Source organism: Hyphomicrobiales bacterium, assembly GCA_030688605.1.
In the GTDB taxonomy this organism is placed as follows: domain Bacteria; phylum Pseudomonadota; class Alphaproteobacteria; order Rhizobiales; family NORP267; genus JAUYJB01.
Genome location: JAUYJB010000043.1, coordinates 20,674 through 37,365, shown reverse-complemented (window position 1 = coordinate 37,365; position 16,692 = coordinate 20,674). Strand labels below are relative to the sequence as shown.

The 16,692-nt window shown below is 66.4% G+C and carries 18 protein-coding genes; 3 read left to right on the top strand and 15 right to left on the bottom strand.

Annotation, left to right across the window (positions count from 1 at the left end):
* Together Q8P46_05690 and Q8P46_05685 are read left to right on the top strand one after the other, a co-directional pair.
* Window positions 1–361, top strand: a 361-nt coding sequence (locus Q8P46_05690; protein ID MDP2619654.1) for a hypothetical protein, incomplete at its 5' end; no start/stop codon positions are given.
* Window position 362: 1 nt separating this feature from the next.
* Window positions 363–716 carry a hypothetical protein gene (locus tag Q8P46_05685; GenBank protein ID MDP2619653.1) on the top strand — a complete coding sequence of 118 codons (354 nt, stop codon included), beginning with the start codon at window positions 363–365 and terminating at the stop codon, window positions 714–716.
* A gap of 101 nt (window positions 717–817) precedes the next feature.
* Here the strand turns inward: Q8P46_05685 and Q8P46_05680 are convergent, their stop codons facing one another.
* Window positions 818–1,153, bottom strand: a complete 336-nt coding sequence (locus Q8P46_05680) for an ankyrin repeat domain-containing protein (protein MDP2619652.1) — start codon at window positions 1,151–1,153, stop codon at window positions 818–820.
* 4 nt (window positions 1,154–1,157) lie between these two features.
* Window positions 1,158–1,892: a hypothetical protein gene (locus tag Q8P46_05675; protein MDP2619651.1), complete on the bottom strand. Its 735-nt coding sequence runs from the start codon at window positions 1,890–1,892 to the stop codon at window positions 1,158–1,160.
* 383 nt (window positions 1,893–2,275) lie between these two features.
* Between Q8P46_05675 and Q8P46_05670 the strand changes: the two genes are divergently transcribed.
* On the top strand, window positions 2,276–3,268 hold the full coding sequence (locus Q8P46_05670; GenBank protein ID MDP2619650.1) for a glycosyltransferase family A protein: 993 nt from the start codon (window positions 2,276–2,278) through the stop codon (window positions 3,266–3,268).
* 8 nt (window positions 3,269–3,276) lie between these two features.
* Here the strand turns inward: Q8P46_05670 and Q8P46_05665 are convergent, their stop codons facing one another.
* From Q8P46_05665 to Q8P46_05605, 13 genes are all read right to left on the bottom strand, one after another.
* Entirely contained in the window at window positions 3,277–4,218 is a 942-nt protein-coding gene (locus Q8P46_05665) for an NAD(P)-dependent oxidoreductase (protein ID MDP2619649.1), read from the bottom strand.
* Entirely contained in the window at window positions 4,215–5,255 is a 1,041-nt protein-coding gene (rfbG, locus tag Q8P46_05660; GenBank protein MDP2619648.1) for a CDP-glucose 4,6-dehydratase, read from the bottom strand. The genes Q8P46_05665 and rfbG overlap by 4 nt, the downstream gene beginning before the upstream one ends.
* 70 nt (window positions 5,256–5,325) lie before the next feature.
* Window positions 5,326–6,555, bottom strand: coding sequence for a class I SAM-dependent methyltransferase (locus tag Q8P46_05655; protein MDP2619647.1), 1,230 nt, complete (start codon window positions 6,553–6,555; stop codon window positions 5,326–5,328).
* 7 nt (window positions 6,556–6,562) lie between these two features.
* Window positions 6,563–7,111 (bottom strand): HAD-IIIA family hydrolase, encoded by a 549-nt coding sequence (locus tag Q8P46_05650; GenBank protein ID MDP2619646.1) that lies wholly within the window; start codon window positions 7,109–7,111, stop codon window positions 6,563–6,565.
* A 178-nt stretch (window positions 7,112–7,289) separates the two neighbouring features.
* Window positions 7,290–8,051, bottom strand: a complete 762-nt coding sequence (locus Q8P46_05645) for an SDR family oxidoreductase (protein MDP2619645.1) — start codon at window positions 8,049–8,051, stop codon at window positions 7,290–7,292.
* A 12-nt stretch (window positions 8,052–8,063) separates the two neighbouring features.
* Window positions 8,064–9,731, bottom strand: coding sequence for an AMP-binding protein (locus Q8P46_05640; GenBank protein MDP2619644.1), 1,668 nt, complete (start codon window positions 9,729–9,731; stop codon window positions 8,064–8,066).
* 12 nt (window positions 9,732–9,743) lie between these two features.
* Window positions 9,744–11,366 (bottom strand): AMP-binding protein, encoded by a 1,623-nt coding sequence (locus Q8P46_05635; protein ID MDP2619643.1) that lies wholly within the window; start codon window positions 11,364–11,366, stop codon window positions 9,744–9,746.
* A gap of 17 nt (window positions 11,367–11,383) precedes the next feature.
* Entirely contained in the window at window positions 11,384–12,223 is an 840-nt protein-coding gene (locus tag Q8P46_05630; GenBank protein ID MDP2619642.1) for an enoyl-CoA hydratase/isomerase family protein, read from the bottom strand.
* Window positions 12,224–13,490: 1,267 nt separating this feature from the next.
* Window positions 13,491–14,027 (bottom strand): GNAT family N-acetyltransferase, encoded by a 537-nt coding sequence (locus Q8P46_05625; GenBank protein MDP2619641.1) that lies wholly within the window; start codon window positions 14,025–14,027, stop codon window positions 13,491–13,493.
* Window positions 14,028–14,055: 28 nt separating this feature from the next.
* Window positions 14,056–14,526 carry a GNAT family N-acetyltransferase gene (locus tag Q8P46_05620; GenBank protein ID MDP2619640.1) on the bottom strand — a complete coding sequence of 157 codons (471 nt, stop codon included), beginning with the start codon at window positions 14,524–14,526 and terminating at the stop codon, window positions 14,056–14,058.
* Between the two features lie 32 nt (window positions 14,527–14,558).
* The gene (locus tag Q8P46_05615; protein MDP2619639.1) at window positions 14,559–15,062 is read right to left on the bottom strand and encodes a hemerythrin domain-containing protein; all 504 of its coding nucleotides are present in this window, start codon (window positions 15,060–15,062) and stop codon (window positions 14,559–14,561) included.
* 176 nt (window positions 15,063–15,238) lie between these two features.
* Window positions 15,239–15,628 carry a response regulator gene (locus tag Q8P46_05610; protein ID MDP2619638.1) on the bottom strand — a complete coding sequence of 130 codons (390 nt, stop codon included), beginning with the start codon at window positions 15,626–15,628 and terminating at the stop codon, window positions 15,239–15,241.
* A gap of 61 nt (window positions 15,629–15,689) precedes the next feature.
* Complete coding sequence (locus tag Q8P46_05605) at window positions 15,690–16,673, bottom strand: HWE histidine kinase domain-containing protein (GenBank protein ID MDP2619637.1); 984 nt, start codon at window positions 16,671–16,673, stop codon at window positions 15,690–15,692.
* Window positions 16,674–16,692: the final 19 nt, after the last annotated feature.

Here is a 16,692-nt window from a genome sequence, read left to right as displayed (position 1 = left end):
GGTCTTTGACGCGCTCACAGGGCTAGGCATTGAGCGGATCGAGATCACCTTCGACGGCTACGGGGATTCCGGCCAGATTGACAATGTCGCCGTCACCGGCGGCAGCGAATCCCTCTCGGGCGACGTGACCGTCACGCGCGTGCCGTGGAACGGCGCGGGCGAGCAACACACGTGCCCGCTCGCCGAGGCGGTCGAAGACCTCTGCTACGGCCTGCTTGAGCAGGAACATGGCGGCTGGCAGGACAATGACGGCGCCTATGGCACGTTCGACCTCGATGTGGAAAAGCGCCTGGTCAGCCTCGAATGCCATGTGCGCTACTCCGCCATTGAAACCTCCCTGCACGATTTCGGGGAGGCGTAAGATGGCGCATCCCTATCACCACGCTCTGTCCAGCGTCCGTAAATGGGGCGGCGTCCCCGCCGACTACCAGCCGATCCATGACTGGTTCGACGCCTCGAAAATGATCGTTGCCGATTTCCGGCACCGGGCGCTCCGCCATCACGCCGAAGGCATCTTCATGGCCGAGACGATCTTCGGGACGACGATCACCAATGCCGACGGCCGCGTCGTTCCCGTCCGCTGGATCGGCGAGCAGCATGTGCGCGAAGATTTGGGGCGCATTCCCTCTTTCGCGGACTGGGTGAAGGCAATCCGGCCCGAGCCGTGGATGGGGCGCGCGCAGCCGCTTGTTCCCGGCGGGGACGCCGATGATTGACGCGAGGCCGCCCTGATTTTCCTGTCTTGCCCATAAACAGCCGCTCATGCGCATCAAATCATCGCAGGGCGGTATTTGTCGCCGCAAATCTTGCGGGCGCGTCAGCGCCCTTCTGTGCCGCCGGACGCGCCGCTAGCGGATGCCGCCTCGCGCGCGGCGATGAAGTCGCACATCTCTTCGGTGGCGCAGCACTGCGCGGCGATTACGGTCGGCCAGCGGCCATGGCCGTCCGGCTTGATCGTGGCCCCGGCCTCTTCGATCAGGTATTTGGCGACATCGACAAAGCTGCGCCCGACCGCAAGGTGAAGCGCGGTCAGGACGGTGCCGGCCTCCGCGCACTCGATATCGGCGCCTTGCTCCAGAGCCTCCCTGACAATCTTCAGGCTGCCGATATAGGCGCCGTAGAGCAGGCTTGAATTCGCGTCCGCGTTGTCCACGCCTTCACTCCTGTTTGATCTCGGCCAAGGTCACGTCGAGTACCACGCCGCCCGCGCCGGTGCGGCCGTCATAGGCCGGCGATGTGACGATGCCGGAAAACTTGCCCGGCCGCGCCGCCGCCTGCCGATCCAGCACGTAGCTTTTCGGGCGGCGGGTCAGCATGTCCCGCAGGTAAGCCGTCACCCCGTGCGCCTGCACGAGCGCGACGCCTTCGAACACATGGTCCTGCCCGGCCTCTTCCCGCAGCTTGCTGGCGCTGCGATCGGGGGTCGTTTCCACCGCCCGCAAATAAGGACGGCCGGCAATCGCCTCGAATGAGATCGCGCCGTAACGCACGGCCGGGTCTTTGACCGGGAGACCCTCGATCGGGGCCAGGTGCGCCGTGACCTCGTAAGCGCCGCAGATGGCGGCGCGCCGGTCGTCATCGGGATCGCACTGCTGGAATCCGGCGAGCGCGTCGCCGAGCGCGATCACCGGATCGCGCTGGCCGGTCTGTTCGGCGAATGCGGTGCAGAGCGCGACGATGTCATTCCCGGCGCGCTCCCTGCCGGCGAGAAAGCGCAGCAGCGCCTGGTCGGTCAGATCGTCCGGCGACCGGTCTGTCCCTGCCGCGATCTGCTGTCTCAGCGCCGCGACACCGATGCCGTGCCGCTCCATATAGTCGTTGAGCGTTCGGCGGATGGCCGCCCATTCCCCATCCAGAGCGACGGCATCAGATCGTTCTTCGCGTACTTCCATTGGTGGTCGCTTCTCCGCTGATGCGGCCACTATAGGTCAATCGGCACGGGGCCGCACCTTTACGCGGCCGGCCAAACCGCGCTGACTCGCGAGCCGGAGAGTGGTACCGGCTTCTTGGTGATTTTCGTCCCGATGGGACAATTTTGGGACAGTGGGGAGCCGATTCCAGCGATCTCCAGAGAGCTATAGAGAACTCAAGTCACTGAAAAATAATAAAAATCTTTGCGCATCAATGCGCTATGATTGCCCTCCGAAGGCAGAGGTCAGAGGTTCGAATCCTCTCGGGTGCGCCAGCTATTTCAAAAACCACGATCGTTTTGACTTTTCGCGCCTGTATTGCGAGAGTAATACGCGGCTGGTGCGAGGCATCGTGGGTTTATTTCGTGGCGAATAATACTTCAGCGGCGGAGAGGGGCGCGGGCGGCCCCGGCAGCATTTCGGTGGTGATCCCGAACCGCAACCACGCCCACTATGTTGCCCGGGCCATCGAGGCCTATGCAGCGCAGACGCGCCTGCCCGACGAGGTCATCGTCATCGACGATGCCTCGGAGGACGACAGCTGGCGGCGGATCGAGGCGCTGGCCGAGCGGCACCACTTCATCCGGCCGCTGCGATCGGCCGAGCACAAGGGCGTCAACAGGACCATCAACCAAGGGCTCAAGATGGCGGGCGGCGGATTCGTGGTCGCGGCGGCGAGCGACGATCTGACCGACCCGGCGTTCCTGGAAAAATGTTCCGGCCTCATGGGCGCGCACCCGGCGGCGGGCTTCTGCTTTTCCGATCCAAGCAGCTTTTCGGCCGAAAGCGGCAGGATGCGCCACCATTCCTTCTTCATTTCCGAGGCGCCCAAATATTTCGGCCCGGACGACATCGAAGCCCTGTTGCGCAAGGCGGCCTTCACCTTTCCGACCAATTCGCTGTTCTTCCGGCGCGAAGCGCTGGCCGGCATCGGCGGCTTCATTCCCGCGCTCGAGTGGCATGCCGACTGGTTCGCGGCCCACGCCTTGGCGCTGCGCTTTGGTGCCTGCTACATCCCGGAAAATCTCGCCTTCTTTCAGGTCAGCGCCAGTTCCTATTCGTCACGCGCCTTCGCGAGCTGGGAGGGGCATACGGAGGTGATTGGCCGTTTCCTGGATCTCATCGCCTGCGACTTTGCCGATGTCGGGGAACGGCTGAAGCGGGCCGGCGTGATCCCGGAATATAATGTGCGGCTCATCCCGCTTCTCATGACCCACCCGGCGCGGTCGAAGATTCTGAGCCCGCGCCTCATCGCCCGCATCCTTATCCGCCATGCCTGGCAGCGCCTCATGCCGCTCATGCCGTGGCGGCTGCGGCGCAAGGTCCGGCCGATCGTCATGGCGCTGCGCGGGCGGTAGAGCCGCGCTCAACCGTGCGCGCGCCACCAGGCGACGGCGTCGCGTATCCCGCCCTCAAGCGGAATCCGAGACCTAAAGCCGACCTCCTCGGTGAGGCGGCGCACGTCGGCGACGAGCCGATGCGGATCGTGCGGCCGGGCCGGCAAGGCGCCGAAAGCGATCTCCGCCGAGGGCGCGGCGGCGCGGATGAGCTCGATGACGCGGCGCACGGCAACGCCCTCGCCGCTGGCGATATTGACCGGCCCCTCGACATCGCTTGTCGCAAGCGCGGCGAAGGCGGCGCCTGCGTCCCGCACGTCGAGGAAATCGCGGATCTGGCGCCCTTCGGTGGTCTCGGGGCGCCGGCCGGCGAGGAGCGCGCGGGTTACCTGAGGGACCAGCCGCTCGGGCCGTTCGGCCTCGCCATAGGGAAAGAAGACGAGCCCCCAGGCGGCCGACAGGCCGGCAATGGGCGCGTAGCGCTCGAGTGCCATGTGGAAGGCGCGCTTTGAGGCGGCATAAAGCGTCAGCGGCGCGAAGCGGGCGCGGCGTTCGGCGATCGGCTTCAGAACGATGTCCGGATCGGTCCAGTCATATTCGGCGCAGGTGCCCGCCGACACGACGCGCCTGCCGCCTGCGGCGCGAAACGCGCGGACCAGCCGCAGCGAGGCTTCGAGCCACTCAAGGTTGGCGTCGGAATGCCAATAGCCCGGCTTGACGTCCCAGGCCAAATGGATGAGCGTCCGCGCCTCCGTCTCCTTGACGACGCGCTCCACATCATCCGGCCGCAACAGGTCGCAGGAGCGCCAGTCGATGCGCGCGTCCGCCACCGCGCGTCCCGCCGACTTCGCGTGCCGGCAAAGCGCGATCACCTTGTGCCCGCGCGCGGCGAGCGCCGCCACGACATGGCGGCCGATAAAGCCGCTCGCCCCGGTGACGAGCAGTGTCTGCCTGGACCCCTGCACGGTCACACCGCCGCCGCCTCCACGGCGAAAGCGGGGAAACGCGCGATCTCGGCCTCGCACGCCGCGCGCGCCGGGACCCCCTCGCGCCAGGCCCGGTACCAGGCGGCGGTCGCGGCGATGGCGCTCTTTCCCGAATGCAGGGGCCGCCAGCCGAGCGCCGTTTCCGCCAGCGACGCGTCGAGCTCAAGGGCGGGGGCCTCGAACCTCTTATCCTGCATCGCCGGCAGCCAGGGCTCCGCGCACAGGCCGAAGCCCGCGGAGAGTTGCTCGGCGACCTCGCGCACGCGCATCGGGGCTGCGTCCCGCGGCCCGAAATTGAGCGCCCTTGGCACATGGCCGGGATCGTCGTGGAGCCTTTGCGCGTAGATGAGATAGCCGCGCAGCACGTCGAGAACGTTCTGCCAGGGGCGGGTGGCCTCGGGATAGCGAAGCATCACCGGCTTGCCCGCCTGCATCGCCCGCACGCAGTCGGGGATGAGCCTGTCCGCAGCCCAGTCGCCGCCGCCGACGACGTTGCCGGCCCGCGCCGTGGCGATGGCCGGCCCGCCGGGAAAGCTGGCCGCAAAGCTGGCCGCGGCGAACTCCGCGCAGGCTTTCGACGCGCTATAGGGATCGCGGCCGCCGAGCCGGTCCTGTTCGGCGAACGGGCGGCCGTCGTCCTGATTGTCGTAGACCTTGTCGCTGGTGACGATGAGCGCCGCCCGGCAGGACGGCGCGCGCCTGAGGGCCTGGAGGAAATTGACGGCGCCCATCACATTGGTCTGAAACGTCGTCACCGGATCGGCATAGGCGCGGCGGACCAGCGACTGGGCGGCCATGTGAAGGACGATCTCGGGATCGAACGCGGCCATCGCGGCGCCGAGGCGGTCAAGGTCGCGGATATCGGCAAGGATGCTCTCATGGCCGCGCCACGGGGCGCAGAGCGCATAGAGGCTCGGATCGGTGTCGGGCGGCAGCGCATAACCCACGGCCTCAGCGTCGAAACGCTCCAGGAGCAGCATGAGCCAGGCGCCCTTGAAGCCGGTATGGCCGGTCACCAGCACCCGCCGGCCGCGCCTGCCCGGATGAACCGATTTGGCCCATCAAATTGATCCCCTATAACCATGAACCGCTCTAAAGTGACGCGCGGTCGATGAAGCGCGGCTCGGGCAGGGGAATGAGGAACCGGCCGCCGGCCTCGAGATAGTCGCGCTGCTGGGCGATGATCTCGTCGGCGAAATTCCAGGTCAAAAGCAGAACGCAGTCGGGCCTTCGCTCACGCAGGGCCGACGGCGCAAGGATCGGGATGTGCTGTCCTGGCATATGGCGGCCCTGCTTCAGGGGATTGCGGTCGACGGCAAAGGCGATGGTCTCCGGCCCGAGCTTGAGCGTGTTGACAAGGGTGCTGCCCTTGGCCGAGGCGCCATAGGCGGCAAGGGTGGCGCCCGCGGCCTTCAACGCGTCGAGCTCGCTCTTAAGCCGCGCGCTGAGACGCCCGACCCGGCGGGCGAAGGATTGGTAATAGGCGGGCGAGGCAAGGCCGCTGCGCCGCTCTTCGTCGAGGATCTTGCGCACCGCCGGCTTCGCCCGGCTCCCCTCAAGGCCGAGCACATAGCGCAGCGATCCGCCATGGATCGGAACATGCTCGACGTCGATCAGCTTAAGCCCGTTGCGTGCCGCGAGCGCCGCGAAGGAGGTCGCCCCGAAATAGCTGAAATGCTCGTGATACACGGTGTCGAACTGAAGCCCGTCGACGAGGTCGCGGACATAGGGCGCCTCGATGACGGCGATCCCATCGGGCTTCAGCACCCGCGCCACGCCACGCAGAAACGGGTTGGGGTCGGGCACGTGGGCGATGACGTTGTGGGCATGGAAGACGTCGCAGCGAACGCCCCGTCGGGCAAGCCCTGCCGCATACCCGTCGTCGAAAAAGGCGATGTCGGTGGGAATCCCGCGCTCGCGCAACGCGATCTCGGCGATGTTCGCCGCCGGCTCTATGCCGAGAACGGGAATGCCGCGCTCACGGTAATATTGCAGCAGATAGCCGTCATTGCTGGCCGCCTCGACGACCAGGCTGTCGCGGTTTAGCCGGCGTTCGGCGATCAGCCGCTCGACCAGAAGGCGCACATGGGCGAGCATCGAATCGGCGAAAGAGGAGCGGTAGACATAGTCGCTGAACAGCCGCTCCGGCGGCACCGTCTCGTCGATCTGCATGAGTGCGCAGGCGGGGCAGAAGACGAGGTTGAGGCGGAACCGCTCCTGGGCGGCGTTGGGGTCCAACGGAAGCTCGTTGGCGAGCGGTTGGCAGCCGAGATCGAGAACGTCCACCAGCTCGTTGCCGCCGCAGGACCTGCACCGTTTCATCGTCGCGTCAGGCCGCAAATGCGGGTTTGCCGGAAAGCACGATATCGGCCGCCTCGGCAAGATCGCGGGCGACCTCGTCGGGGTCCAGCGCCGGCGTCTCGGCATAGCCGCGGTCGATGAACACCGTCCGGCAGCCGGCCCGGCGCCCGGCGCCGACGTCGCGCCAGCGGTCGCCGATCATGACGCTTGCGCGAAGATCGATGCCCCAGCGCGCCGCCGCCTCGATCAGCATGCCGGGGCCGGGCTTGTACCGCCAGCCGCCATTGACCGAGGTGCAGACGATGATGTCGTCAAGCGGCATCGCCGCCAGCAGCAGTTCGTGCATCCGGTTCATCAGCGCCTCGGAAACGATGCCGCGGCCGACATCCTTCTGGTTGGTGACGACGATGGTGAGATAGCCTGCTTCGCTGAGCCGCCGCACCGCCGCCGGCGCCTCGACCAGGATCTCGAATTCCTCCAGGCATGTCGGCGCGTAGGGGCGCCCGCCGCGCACCACGGCCCGGTTCAACACCCCGTCGCGGTCGAGAAAGATCGCCCTTCTGAGCGCACCCGCCATGAACCGCTCTAGACCCGGAACCGCTCTTGCCCCCCGCCAGCCGGCGATCGGCTACGGCCCGCCGCGTCCAACATAATCGGAATATGCTCGTATAACGTGTAACCATTGCCCGGGTCAAACGGAAACGGCGCGGCGGCCAGCCGCAAACGGGTACACGTTATGATTGCAGAATGCCGCCTCAGGTGACGATCGCGCCGCCGTCCACGGCGATGGTCTGGGCGGTGACGAAGTCGCTCTGCGAGGAGGCAAGGAAGATCAGCGCGCCGACGAGGTCGGCCGGCGTTTCCGCGCGCGGCATGGCCCGGGTGGCGATGGTGCGCTCGGCGGTGCTGAGATGATGCGGGTTCTTGAGCACGCTCTCGCTTTCGGTCAGCCCGGGCGACAGCGTGTTGACGTTGACCCCGTGCGGCCCGACCTCGCGGGCGAGCGAACGGGTGAGGCCGAGGATCGCCCCCTTCGACGAGACATAGGCCAGCATGTTGGGCACGCCCTTGTGCGCGGTGCCGGAGCCGATATTGATGATCTTGCCCGATTTCGCCCGCACCATGTGCGGGGCCACATGCTTGCACATCAAGAACACCCCGCGGACATTGACCGCCATCACCTGGTCCCACAGGTCCACCGAAATCTCGTCATAGGGCTGTTTCGGCATGTCGGCGAACAGGGCGGCATTGTTGACCAGAATGTCGATGCGCTTGAACCGCGCGATGACCGCTTCGACCAGCGCCTTGACGTCGGATTCGCGGGTCACGTCGGTCAATTTGCTCATCGTCTCGACGCCGTATTCGGCGGCCAGCGTTCTTGCGGTTGCCGGTGCCTCCTCGGCGATGTCGGCGATGACGACGGCCGCGCCCTCACGCGCCAGCGCGGTCGAAAAGGCCTTTCCGATGCTACGGCCGCCGCCGGTGACCAATGCGACCTTCCCGTCCAACAGGCCCATGCGCCTCTCCTTCTAGCTCCTTGCGGCGCTCGCAGCGCCCCGTTCCTCGGCGATTTTGGCCTCGATGCGCTCGCGCAAATCCCGCCGCAGGATTTTCCCCGCCGGACTGATGGGGAATGCGTCGACGATCTCGAGCCGCTCCGGCAGCTTGAACTTGGCGATCTCGCGCTTGAGAAGAAAGTCGCAAAGCTCCTTCAAGCTCAGCGTCTCGCCCTCGGCGAGAATCGCGTAGGCGCAGGCCTTCTCGCCGAAAATCTCGTCGGGCATGGCGACGACGCAGACATTGCGCACCTTGGGGTGGGCAAGGATATGGTCCTCGACCTCGTCGCAGCTGATCTTCTCGCCGCCGCGATTGACCAGGTCCTTCTTGCGCCCCTCGGTATAGACATAGCGGCCGATCTTCCGCACCACGTCGCCCATGCGGTAGAAGCCGTCATCGGTGAAGCCCTTGTCGTTGGCCTCCGGGTTGTCGTAATAGCCGCGGATCGTGTAGGGGCCGCGGGTGACGAGCTCGCCCGGCGTGCCGTCCGGCACTTCGTTGCCCGCATCGTCGACGACCTTGATCTCGTCGTCCTCGCACACCGGCGCGCCGGAGCTCTGCTCGATGATCTCGTCGGGATCGTTAAGCCGGGTCATGTTCAACAGCCCCTCGGCGGTGCCGTAGACCTCCTGATAGACGCAGCCGAAGCGGGCGCGCACCCGCCGGCGCAATTCCGGCGGCAGGCGGGCGCCGCCGCTCTGGATCAGGCGGAGCGAGGAAAGGTCGTATTGCCCGCGCTCGGGCGCCTCGAGCCAGGTTGCGACCAGCGGCACGGCGGTCGCCGTCGCGGTGACGCGCTCGCGCTCGATGACGGGAAAGACGTCGGCCGCCCGCGGCCCCGGCGCCACCACCACCTTGCCGCCATAGGCGAAGATGGCGAGGATGCCCGGCGAGGCGAGGGTGAAATTGTGCCCCATGGGCAGCACGGCGAGGAACACGGTCTTGGGCGAGAAGCCGGCGAGCCGGCCGCTCAGCTTGCAGTTGCAGACATAGTCGTTGTGGGTGCGCGGGATCAGCTTGGGCAGCGCCGTGGTGCCGCCCGACAGCAGCATCAGCGCCACCTCGGCGGGGTCCGGGCTGAGCCGCGCAAGGGTGGTGCGGACCGCCTCCGCGTCGGCCGGCGCCGCCAGCAGGTCGGCCAGAGACGTCTGGCCGGGGCCCGCCTCGCCCGACACGAAGACATGGCCGAGACGCGGATACTCCTTGCGCACCTCGTCGGCCATGTCGCGATAGTCGAAATCCTTGACGCGGTCGGGGACGACATAGCCGACGGCGCCGGAGCGGGCGACGAAATGGCGGATCTCGGTGCGCCGGTGCGGCGGCAGCGCCATCACCGGGATGACGCCGATGCGCACCAGCGCAAAGAAGGCGAGGACGAAGTCGATGCCGTTTCCAAGCTGCAGGACGACGCGGTCGAGGGGCTTCAGCCCGGCCTCGTGCAACCGATAGGCGAGGCGGTCGATGCGCCGGCCGAGCCCCGCGTAGGTCAGGCGCTCATCGCCCGAGACCAGCACCTCGGCGTCGGGCGTCTCGGCGATCCGCGCATCCAGCATCTGCCCGAGCGTGATGTCTTCCCAATAGCCTTTTTGCCGGTAGCTCGCGGCCAGCTCCTCCGGCCAGGGCACGCATCCTTCAAGCAAGACGGCCTCCCATTATCGTGCGCCGCCGAACGCCTTGGCGCGCTCGCGCAGCAGGAATTTCTGGATCTTTCCGGTCACCGTGCGCGGCATCTCGTCGATGATCTCGAGCCGCTCCGGCCAATAATTCTTGGCAACCCCCTCGCTTGCAAGATGCCGTTTCAGCCCTTCCAGATCGAGGCTCGCGCCGTCGACCAGATGCACGAAACAGCAGGCCCGCTCGCCGAGCCGCGGATCGGGCATGGCGACCACCGCCGCGTCGAGCACATCCTTGAGCCGGTAGACGGCGTTCTCGACCTCGACGACGGGGATGTTCTCGCCGCCGCGGATGATGATGTCCTTCTTGCGGCCGGTGATGCGGACATAGCCTTCCTCGTCCATGCGCGCCAGGTCGCCGGTGTCGAACCAGCCGTCCTTGTCGACATCGTAGAGGTCGGGTCGCTTCAGATAGCCGATGAACAGGGCCGGCCCGCGAAACTCGAAGGTGCCCTCGACGCCGCGCGCCACCTCCTTCCGGTTCCGATCGACGATGCGCACCTCCTCGCCGGGCAGCGCATGGCCGTCGCTTTCCAAGACCTTGTAGCCGGAAAGCTCGGTGCAGGTCAGGATGCCGCATTCGGTCATGCCCCAGCCGCTGACGACGGTGACCTTCAGTTTCTCCTGGGCGGCGGCGACGACCGGCGGTGGGATCGGCGCGCCCGAGGTGACGAACAGGCGGAAGGCGTCGAGGCTGGCTTCCTCGATGCCGGGAAGGTGCGCCAGGTCGGCGAGGAACGGGGTGGCCGCGAAGGTGTAGGTAACGCCGTGGGTCGTGATCAAGTCACGCGCGGTCTCGGAGTTCCAGACATCCTGCAGCACCATCGGCACGCCGATGATGAGCGCCACCAGGCCGCCATATTCGTAGCCCGCCTGATGGGCGAGCGGCGAGGGCATGAACACCACGTCCCGATCGCCGAGCCGCATCCGCTCGATGAATGTGAGGGTGGTGCCGATCAGCGTGTTGGAGGTATGCACGACGCCCTTCGGCTCGCCGGTGGTGCCGGAGGTGAACAGCAATTGGGTGGGGTCGTTCGGCTCGGTCTCGGCGCCGCGAATCTTGCCGGGCGCGGGCGCGGCCAGGCATCGCGCCTCGAAGGAATGTTCGCCCTTACCGCCGATGAGCAGCACATGCTTGAGCGTCCCGACCTCCCGCTGCAGCTCGCGGGCGAGCGCCGCGTGGTCGAAGCTCCTGAAGCGCGTAGGCGCGATCAGCACCTTGGCCTCGGAGTGGGCCAGCATGAAGGCAAGCTCGCGGCGGCGGAAGATCGGCATCAGCGGGTTGTTGACCGCGCCCAATCGCGTGCAGGCGAGGATGAGCGCCGGGAACTGCCACCAATTGGGAAGCTGATAGGCGACGACGTCGCCCTTTTTTACGCCGAGCGCCTTCAACCCGGCGACAATCCTTGAAACCTTCTCGTCGAGTTCGGCAAAGGTCAGGGTGGTGGGGGCGCCGTCCTGCGAGCGGTAAGCAATCACCGCGACGGCATCGGACCGTTCGGCGACCCAGCGGTCGAAATAATCGGTGATGACGCGGTCGGGCCAAATGCCGCGCCGCTCTTCCAGCTCGCACCGCCGGCCGTCGAGAAACGTCCCCTCCATCGACCCCCTCGCGCGTCTTACGCCGATGCGCGCCGCCCGCTCTTGCCTTCCAGAAACGCGCGCACGCGCTTTTGCGTTTCCGGGTCGGCGAACAGCGCGTTTGTTCCGGTCAGTTCGCGCTCGAACCCGTCCGGCGACATATGGACCGCAGCCTCGATACAGTGCTTGCAGTAGCCGAGCGCCGGCCCCGACAGTCCAGCCAGGGATCTTGCCTGTTTGTCGGTGAAGGCGGCGATTTCCGCCGCCGGCACCGCCCAATGGGCAAGCCCGATGCGTTCGGCCTCCTTGCCGTCGACGATTTCGCCGCCGAGAATCAGCCGCTTGGCCGTGGCGACGCCGCAGACGCGGGTCAGGCGCTGGGTCCCGCCGGCGCCGGGCAGAAGGCCGAGCCGGACCTCGGGCAGGCCGACCTTGGCCTCATCGGCGATAATGCGGAAATCGCAGGAAAGCGCGAGCTCCAGGCCGCCCCCCAGCGCCGGGCCGCAGACCTCGGCGATCGAGACCGCCGGCATCGCCTCGAGCCGCCGATAGACCTCCTGGATGCGGCGCACGAAGGCGATCATGTCGGCGCGGCCCTCTTCGGTGGCGAAACGCTCGCGCATCAGCTTGAGGTCGGCGCCGCCGCAGAAGCTCGCCTGGTCGGAGCGTATCACCAGCACATGCACCTTCGCGTCGGCGTCGACCTCGTCCACGATCTCGGAGAGCCGGTCGAGCCACTCCTCGTTGATGGCATTGACCGGCGGCCGCGACAGGGTGGCGACGGCGTAACCGTCGCGGGTCTCCAGAGAAATCACTTCCTTGCCTCCCTTGCTCCTCATGCGGGTGCCGCCGGCATGGGTCCTGGCGGTGCGACCCAACGAGCTTCCTCGCCGGCCTCCTCGGCATACGCCCCGCCGGCTCCAGCGCCTAACAGTCTGCGCACGGCGGGCCCGACCGGCCGGCCCATGCATCTCCAAAATGCGCGCCGCCGGTCCCTGCGCCCTTCAATTTGCCCGCCGCCGGCACGTGCCGCCCGCGTTTTGCCATTGACACCCGAACTCCGGCTTCATTCAACCCCCTCTCACTCCGGAGTGTCGTTGAATGAGCATTCATTCACCGGCATTTTAGCCGTCGGGAACGGCAACGGGCAACGGTTTTTTCCCGCAGCCGCGCGGTGGTTCCCGACAAAGCGGAAGAAATCCCAGCCGAAGCCGATGGCCGCGACATATCGCCGTTGCCGTGGCGCCATATTCCTTCCGGCTGACGGGGAGGGTGGACTGGTGGATCTAGGCTTTCCCCCTAATCCGTCATCCCGGACAAGCGACGGCCGGGGCGGTCCCTCTTACGGCGTCGTCACCCGCCGGCTCGACCCGCGGGTCCATGATGAGAGGCCGCCGATACCTTTGGACCGTGTGAAATCGCGGCAGGACCGCATGGATTGCCGGGTCGGGCCCGGCAACGGCAAAGGAGGGAGGGCAGGGCTTCGATCAACCCTCATTCGTCGTCACCCGGCTTGACCGGGTGACCCAGTATCCGCCGAGCCCGATCATTGACGCTGGAGGTTACTGGATCCCGGCTCTCCGCTCCGCTTCGGCCGGGATGACCAGAGGAGGGAAGCCCCAAACCAAACTTCCCCTCCCCCTTGACGGGGGAGGGATGTACAGGCTTGGCGGGCCGCAGGCGAGCTTAGCCGAAGCTGGGTGGGGGTGAGCGGAGCAGCCGCTTCTTGTGCTGCCGGACTCGCGTTTCGGCCCACTCGCCTTGACCCCCCTCCCTGCCGCCCTCGCCGGCGCTCCGGCGCCCGGCCTCCCCCGCAAGGGGGGAGGCGAGGAAGGCAACGCCCTTGCCCCATCTTAACCTTCCGTTAACCGGCAACAATTTTTTCCGGCAAAGTTATCGCCGCTCTCCGGAGCGCCCTTAGACTCGGACGCATCTTCTTCCGTGCGGGGGCGTGGTCCGGATCCGACACCGCCCACGGGGAGAGGAGCGGCGCCTCCGGCGGGTCTGCATTTATTGAGTCGGCGCGGCCGCCCGGGGAGGGCGTCCAGGGGCCGCTCGTCCCGCACTATGGCGGGGCTGCCCGTGGGCGAAGCTTGCCCTCCTGCTCTTTAACGGTGTGAACAGGACTGCGGTCAACGAACCGCTCTAGATCGTTCGTTTGAGCGCCAGCCGCTGCGCCGGCTTGAAACCGCAATGTTCCAGAAAGGAGGTCAGCGGGTAATTGTTCCAGACGACCTCGGTGCGCACCCGCTCGACCTGAAGCGCCATCAGGTTGACCATCAGCTGCGACATCATCGCCGTACCGACGGCCTGGCGGGTGCTCGTCGGGTCGACGCCGATCGTGTCGATGACGGCCTCCGGGTCGGTGCGGCCGAACTCGCCGAAATCGACCCGTGCCATGATGAAGCCGACCGGGCGTCCGTCCTGCTCGGCGACGAGGGAAACCCGCACGCCGGTCTCGTCCATGGTTTCGGCGAGCTTGTGCTCGTAATAGGCGCGCCGTTCGCGGCCGGTGATGCGCCGGTCGATGGCGATCAGCGCGTTAAGGTCCTCCGCGCGCATCGAACGCACCGGCAGCCTGTCGCGCGACAGCGCCTCGAAATCGTCGATGGCGGGCTGGGAATAGTCGATCTCGGCCGCCTCGTCGGCGCGGGGCGGAATGCGCGGTCCGGGATTCGCCATGGCCTGCGGTCTCCTTGTCGTCCGGCGCCTACCAGTCGGCCGGGTGGCTGACGTCACGCGACAGCACCAGCCACGGCGCCAGCTCGAATCCCGCCGCTTCGAGGAAGCCGAGCAGCTCGTGGCTGGTCCAGTCGGTCTGGGTGCGCACCTCGCGGATGTTCTTCTCGCGCATGGCTTCGTCGATCCGCGTCAACAGCGCCTGGCCGATGCCCTGGCCCTGCGCCGCAGGCTCCACGCCGATGGCGTCGAGCACCGCGATCTCATCGGCCGTGCCGTATTCGCCGGCGAGAATGCGGACCAAGGCGAAGCCCTTGAGCGCGCCATTGTCGGCGGCGCCGACATAGACGAACCGTTTCGGGTCCTTGGCCGCGGCGGCGAAGCGGCGTTCGAAGAAGCCGTTGCGCGCCCGTCCCGCGGTCGCCGTGTCGATGGCGATGACGGCTTCGAGATCCGCCGCTTCGAGCGGCCGGACGATCATTTCGTTGGTCTTGCTTGCCATGGGGTTCGGCCTCCCGGAGCCGGCGCTGCCTGCTACCGGCTCATAGCGTAAGCGGTGCTGAGCTCGGCGTCTTGATCCTCGTCAATAATGTCGTCGAGAACCGGCAACAGGCCCATTTCCTCCTTCTGGATATGGGCGATCATGCGCTCGACGAACTCGCCGGCGAGGCGGCGGAACTCGGCCCAGCTCTCGGCGTTGAAGCCGTTCTCGCGGGCGGCGCGGGCGAGCGCCACCAGCCGCTCGCCGATCGGCAGCACGACGCGATGCTCTTCGGTCAGCAATTCGCCGATGCCGCCGTCTCCCCTCTCCTCGAGGCGCGGGAACAGCGAGCCCTCCTCGAAGGCGAAATGGGATTTGATCTCCGCCTCCACGGAGCTTGCGATGTCGCGCAGAAGTTTGGCGACCTCCGGGTCGGCGGCGTCCGGCGGGTTGCCCGGCCGGTGCGCCACGATGCGGTCTTCCATCCGGTTGATGAGGGCGATGGTCGCCAGATGCTCGTCGTGCAGGGTGCGAGTGATGTGTCGCGCGAAGTCCATGAGGCTTACCTTGCGTTGAAGCGGTTCAAATAACTAATTCGGTACTATAATACGGATTAATCGACGAGGCAACCGGCCGGAGCGGCTCGAACGGCGGCAAATTGTCCTTTCCCTGAGCCTTTTCTTTGTGCGTGGACACATGTTACCGCGCGGCGGGCCGGCTGCGGGTGCCGCTCTTAAGGCGAGGTGTCGAGCAGGTCGGCGAGAGCGGCGCGGATATCCTCCGGGCTGAACGGCTTTCGCACGCGCGGCGCTTCCTCCAGGATCGCTTCGGCCATTGCCAAGCGTCCATAGCCGGTGACCATCACGAAGGGGATATTGCGCTCTTTGAGTGCCTCGGCGACCGGCGTTACCCGGCTGCCCCGAAGATTGGCGTCGAGCAGCGCCGCGTCCGGCGCGTCTTTGCCGAGCAGGGCCATTGCCGTTTCGATCGACGATGCCGGGCCGAGGACGACGGCGCCGAGATCCTCCACGATCGATTGCAGATCGAGCGCGAGAAGCAGCTCATCCTCGACGATCAGGATATTTTTTCCGGCAATGTCGGGCTTCGCTTCGGCCAACGTCATTACACTACTTCGTTTCTGGAACTTGCCGCCGCATGGGCGACCGTTCCACCGATACCGCAATTCACTCAAGCGGAAACGCCAGCGCGCAAACGAGTCCGTCCGGCCTGTACTGAAGATCGATCTCGCCCGCGAGCTCATAGGGACACAGTGTTTCGATCAATCGCGTCCCGTACCCCTTGCGCCTCGGCTGTCTGACCCTCGGTCCGCCGCTTTCCCGCCATTCAAGTCGGATCCAGCGGGCGCCGTCGCGCTGCTCCACCGACCACCGCATGCGGACCCTGCCGGTGGGAACGGACAGGGCCCCATACTTGACCGCATTGGTGCATAATTCGTGAATTGTCAGGTTGAGCGCCATGGCGTGGTCCGGGGCCAGGATCACGCGCTCGCCGTCCATGTCGACGCGGAAGGCATCGATCGCGCAGCCGTCGAACGTCTCCCGCACCAGCTCTTCGATATCGGCGCTGGTCCATTCGCTTGCGAACAGGCGCCCGTGAGAGCGCGCCACCGTGCGGATGCGGCCGTGAAACGCCTCGCCAAAATCCTTCAGCGAACGGCTCTTGGCAAGGGTCTGGGAGGCCATGGAATCGACCAGCGCGAGCAGATTCTTGACCCTGTGGCTCAACTCGCTCATCAGCATCTGCTGGCGTTCCTGCGCCTCTTTGCGCTCGGTAATGTCCTCGATCACGAGCAGGATCAGGTTGCGTCGCCCGATCCGGCGTGCATTGAGCAGCATGATCCGCTCTGCGATTTGCGCGAACTCATGCCGCATCTCGAAGTCATCGATGCTTCTTTCCCTCGGAAGAATATCCTCCAGCAACGTCCGCAACGGCGGAATGTTCCATTCTCCCTCGCCGAGATCGTAAATCGGCTGGCCGATCGTTCCCTCCACGGTGGTGCGGAACGTGCGAAGGAAGGCGGGATTGACCTTCTCCACCGCCAGCGATTCGTTCAGCACCAGGACAGGCTGCCGGAGGCTGGCGATCACCGCCTCGGCAAGCGAGTCGCCATACGGGCAGCGAGTGTCCCGGCGGTTCTCATGGTCCATCGATCAATTCTGTCACGAA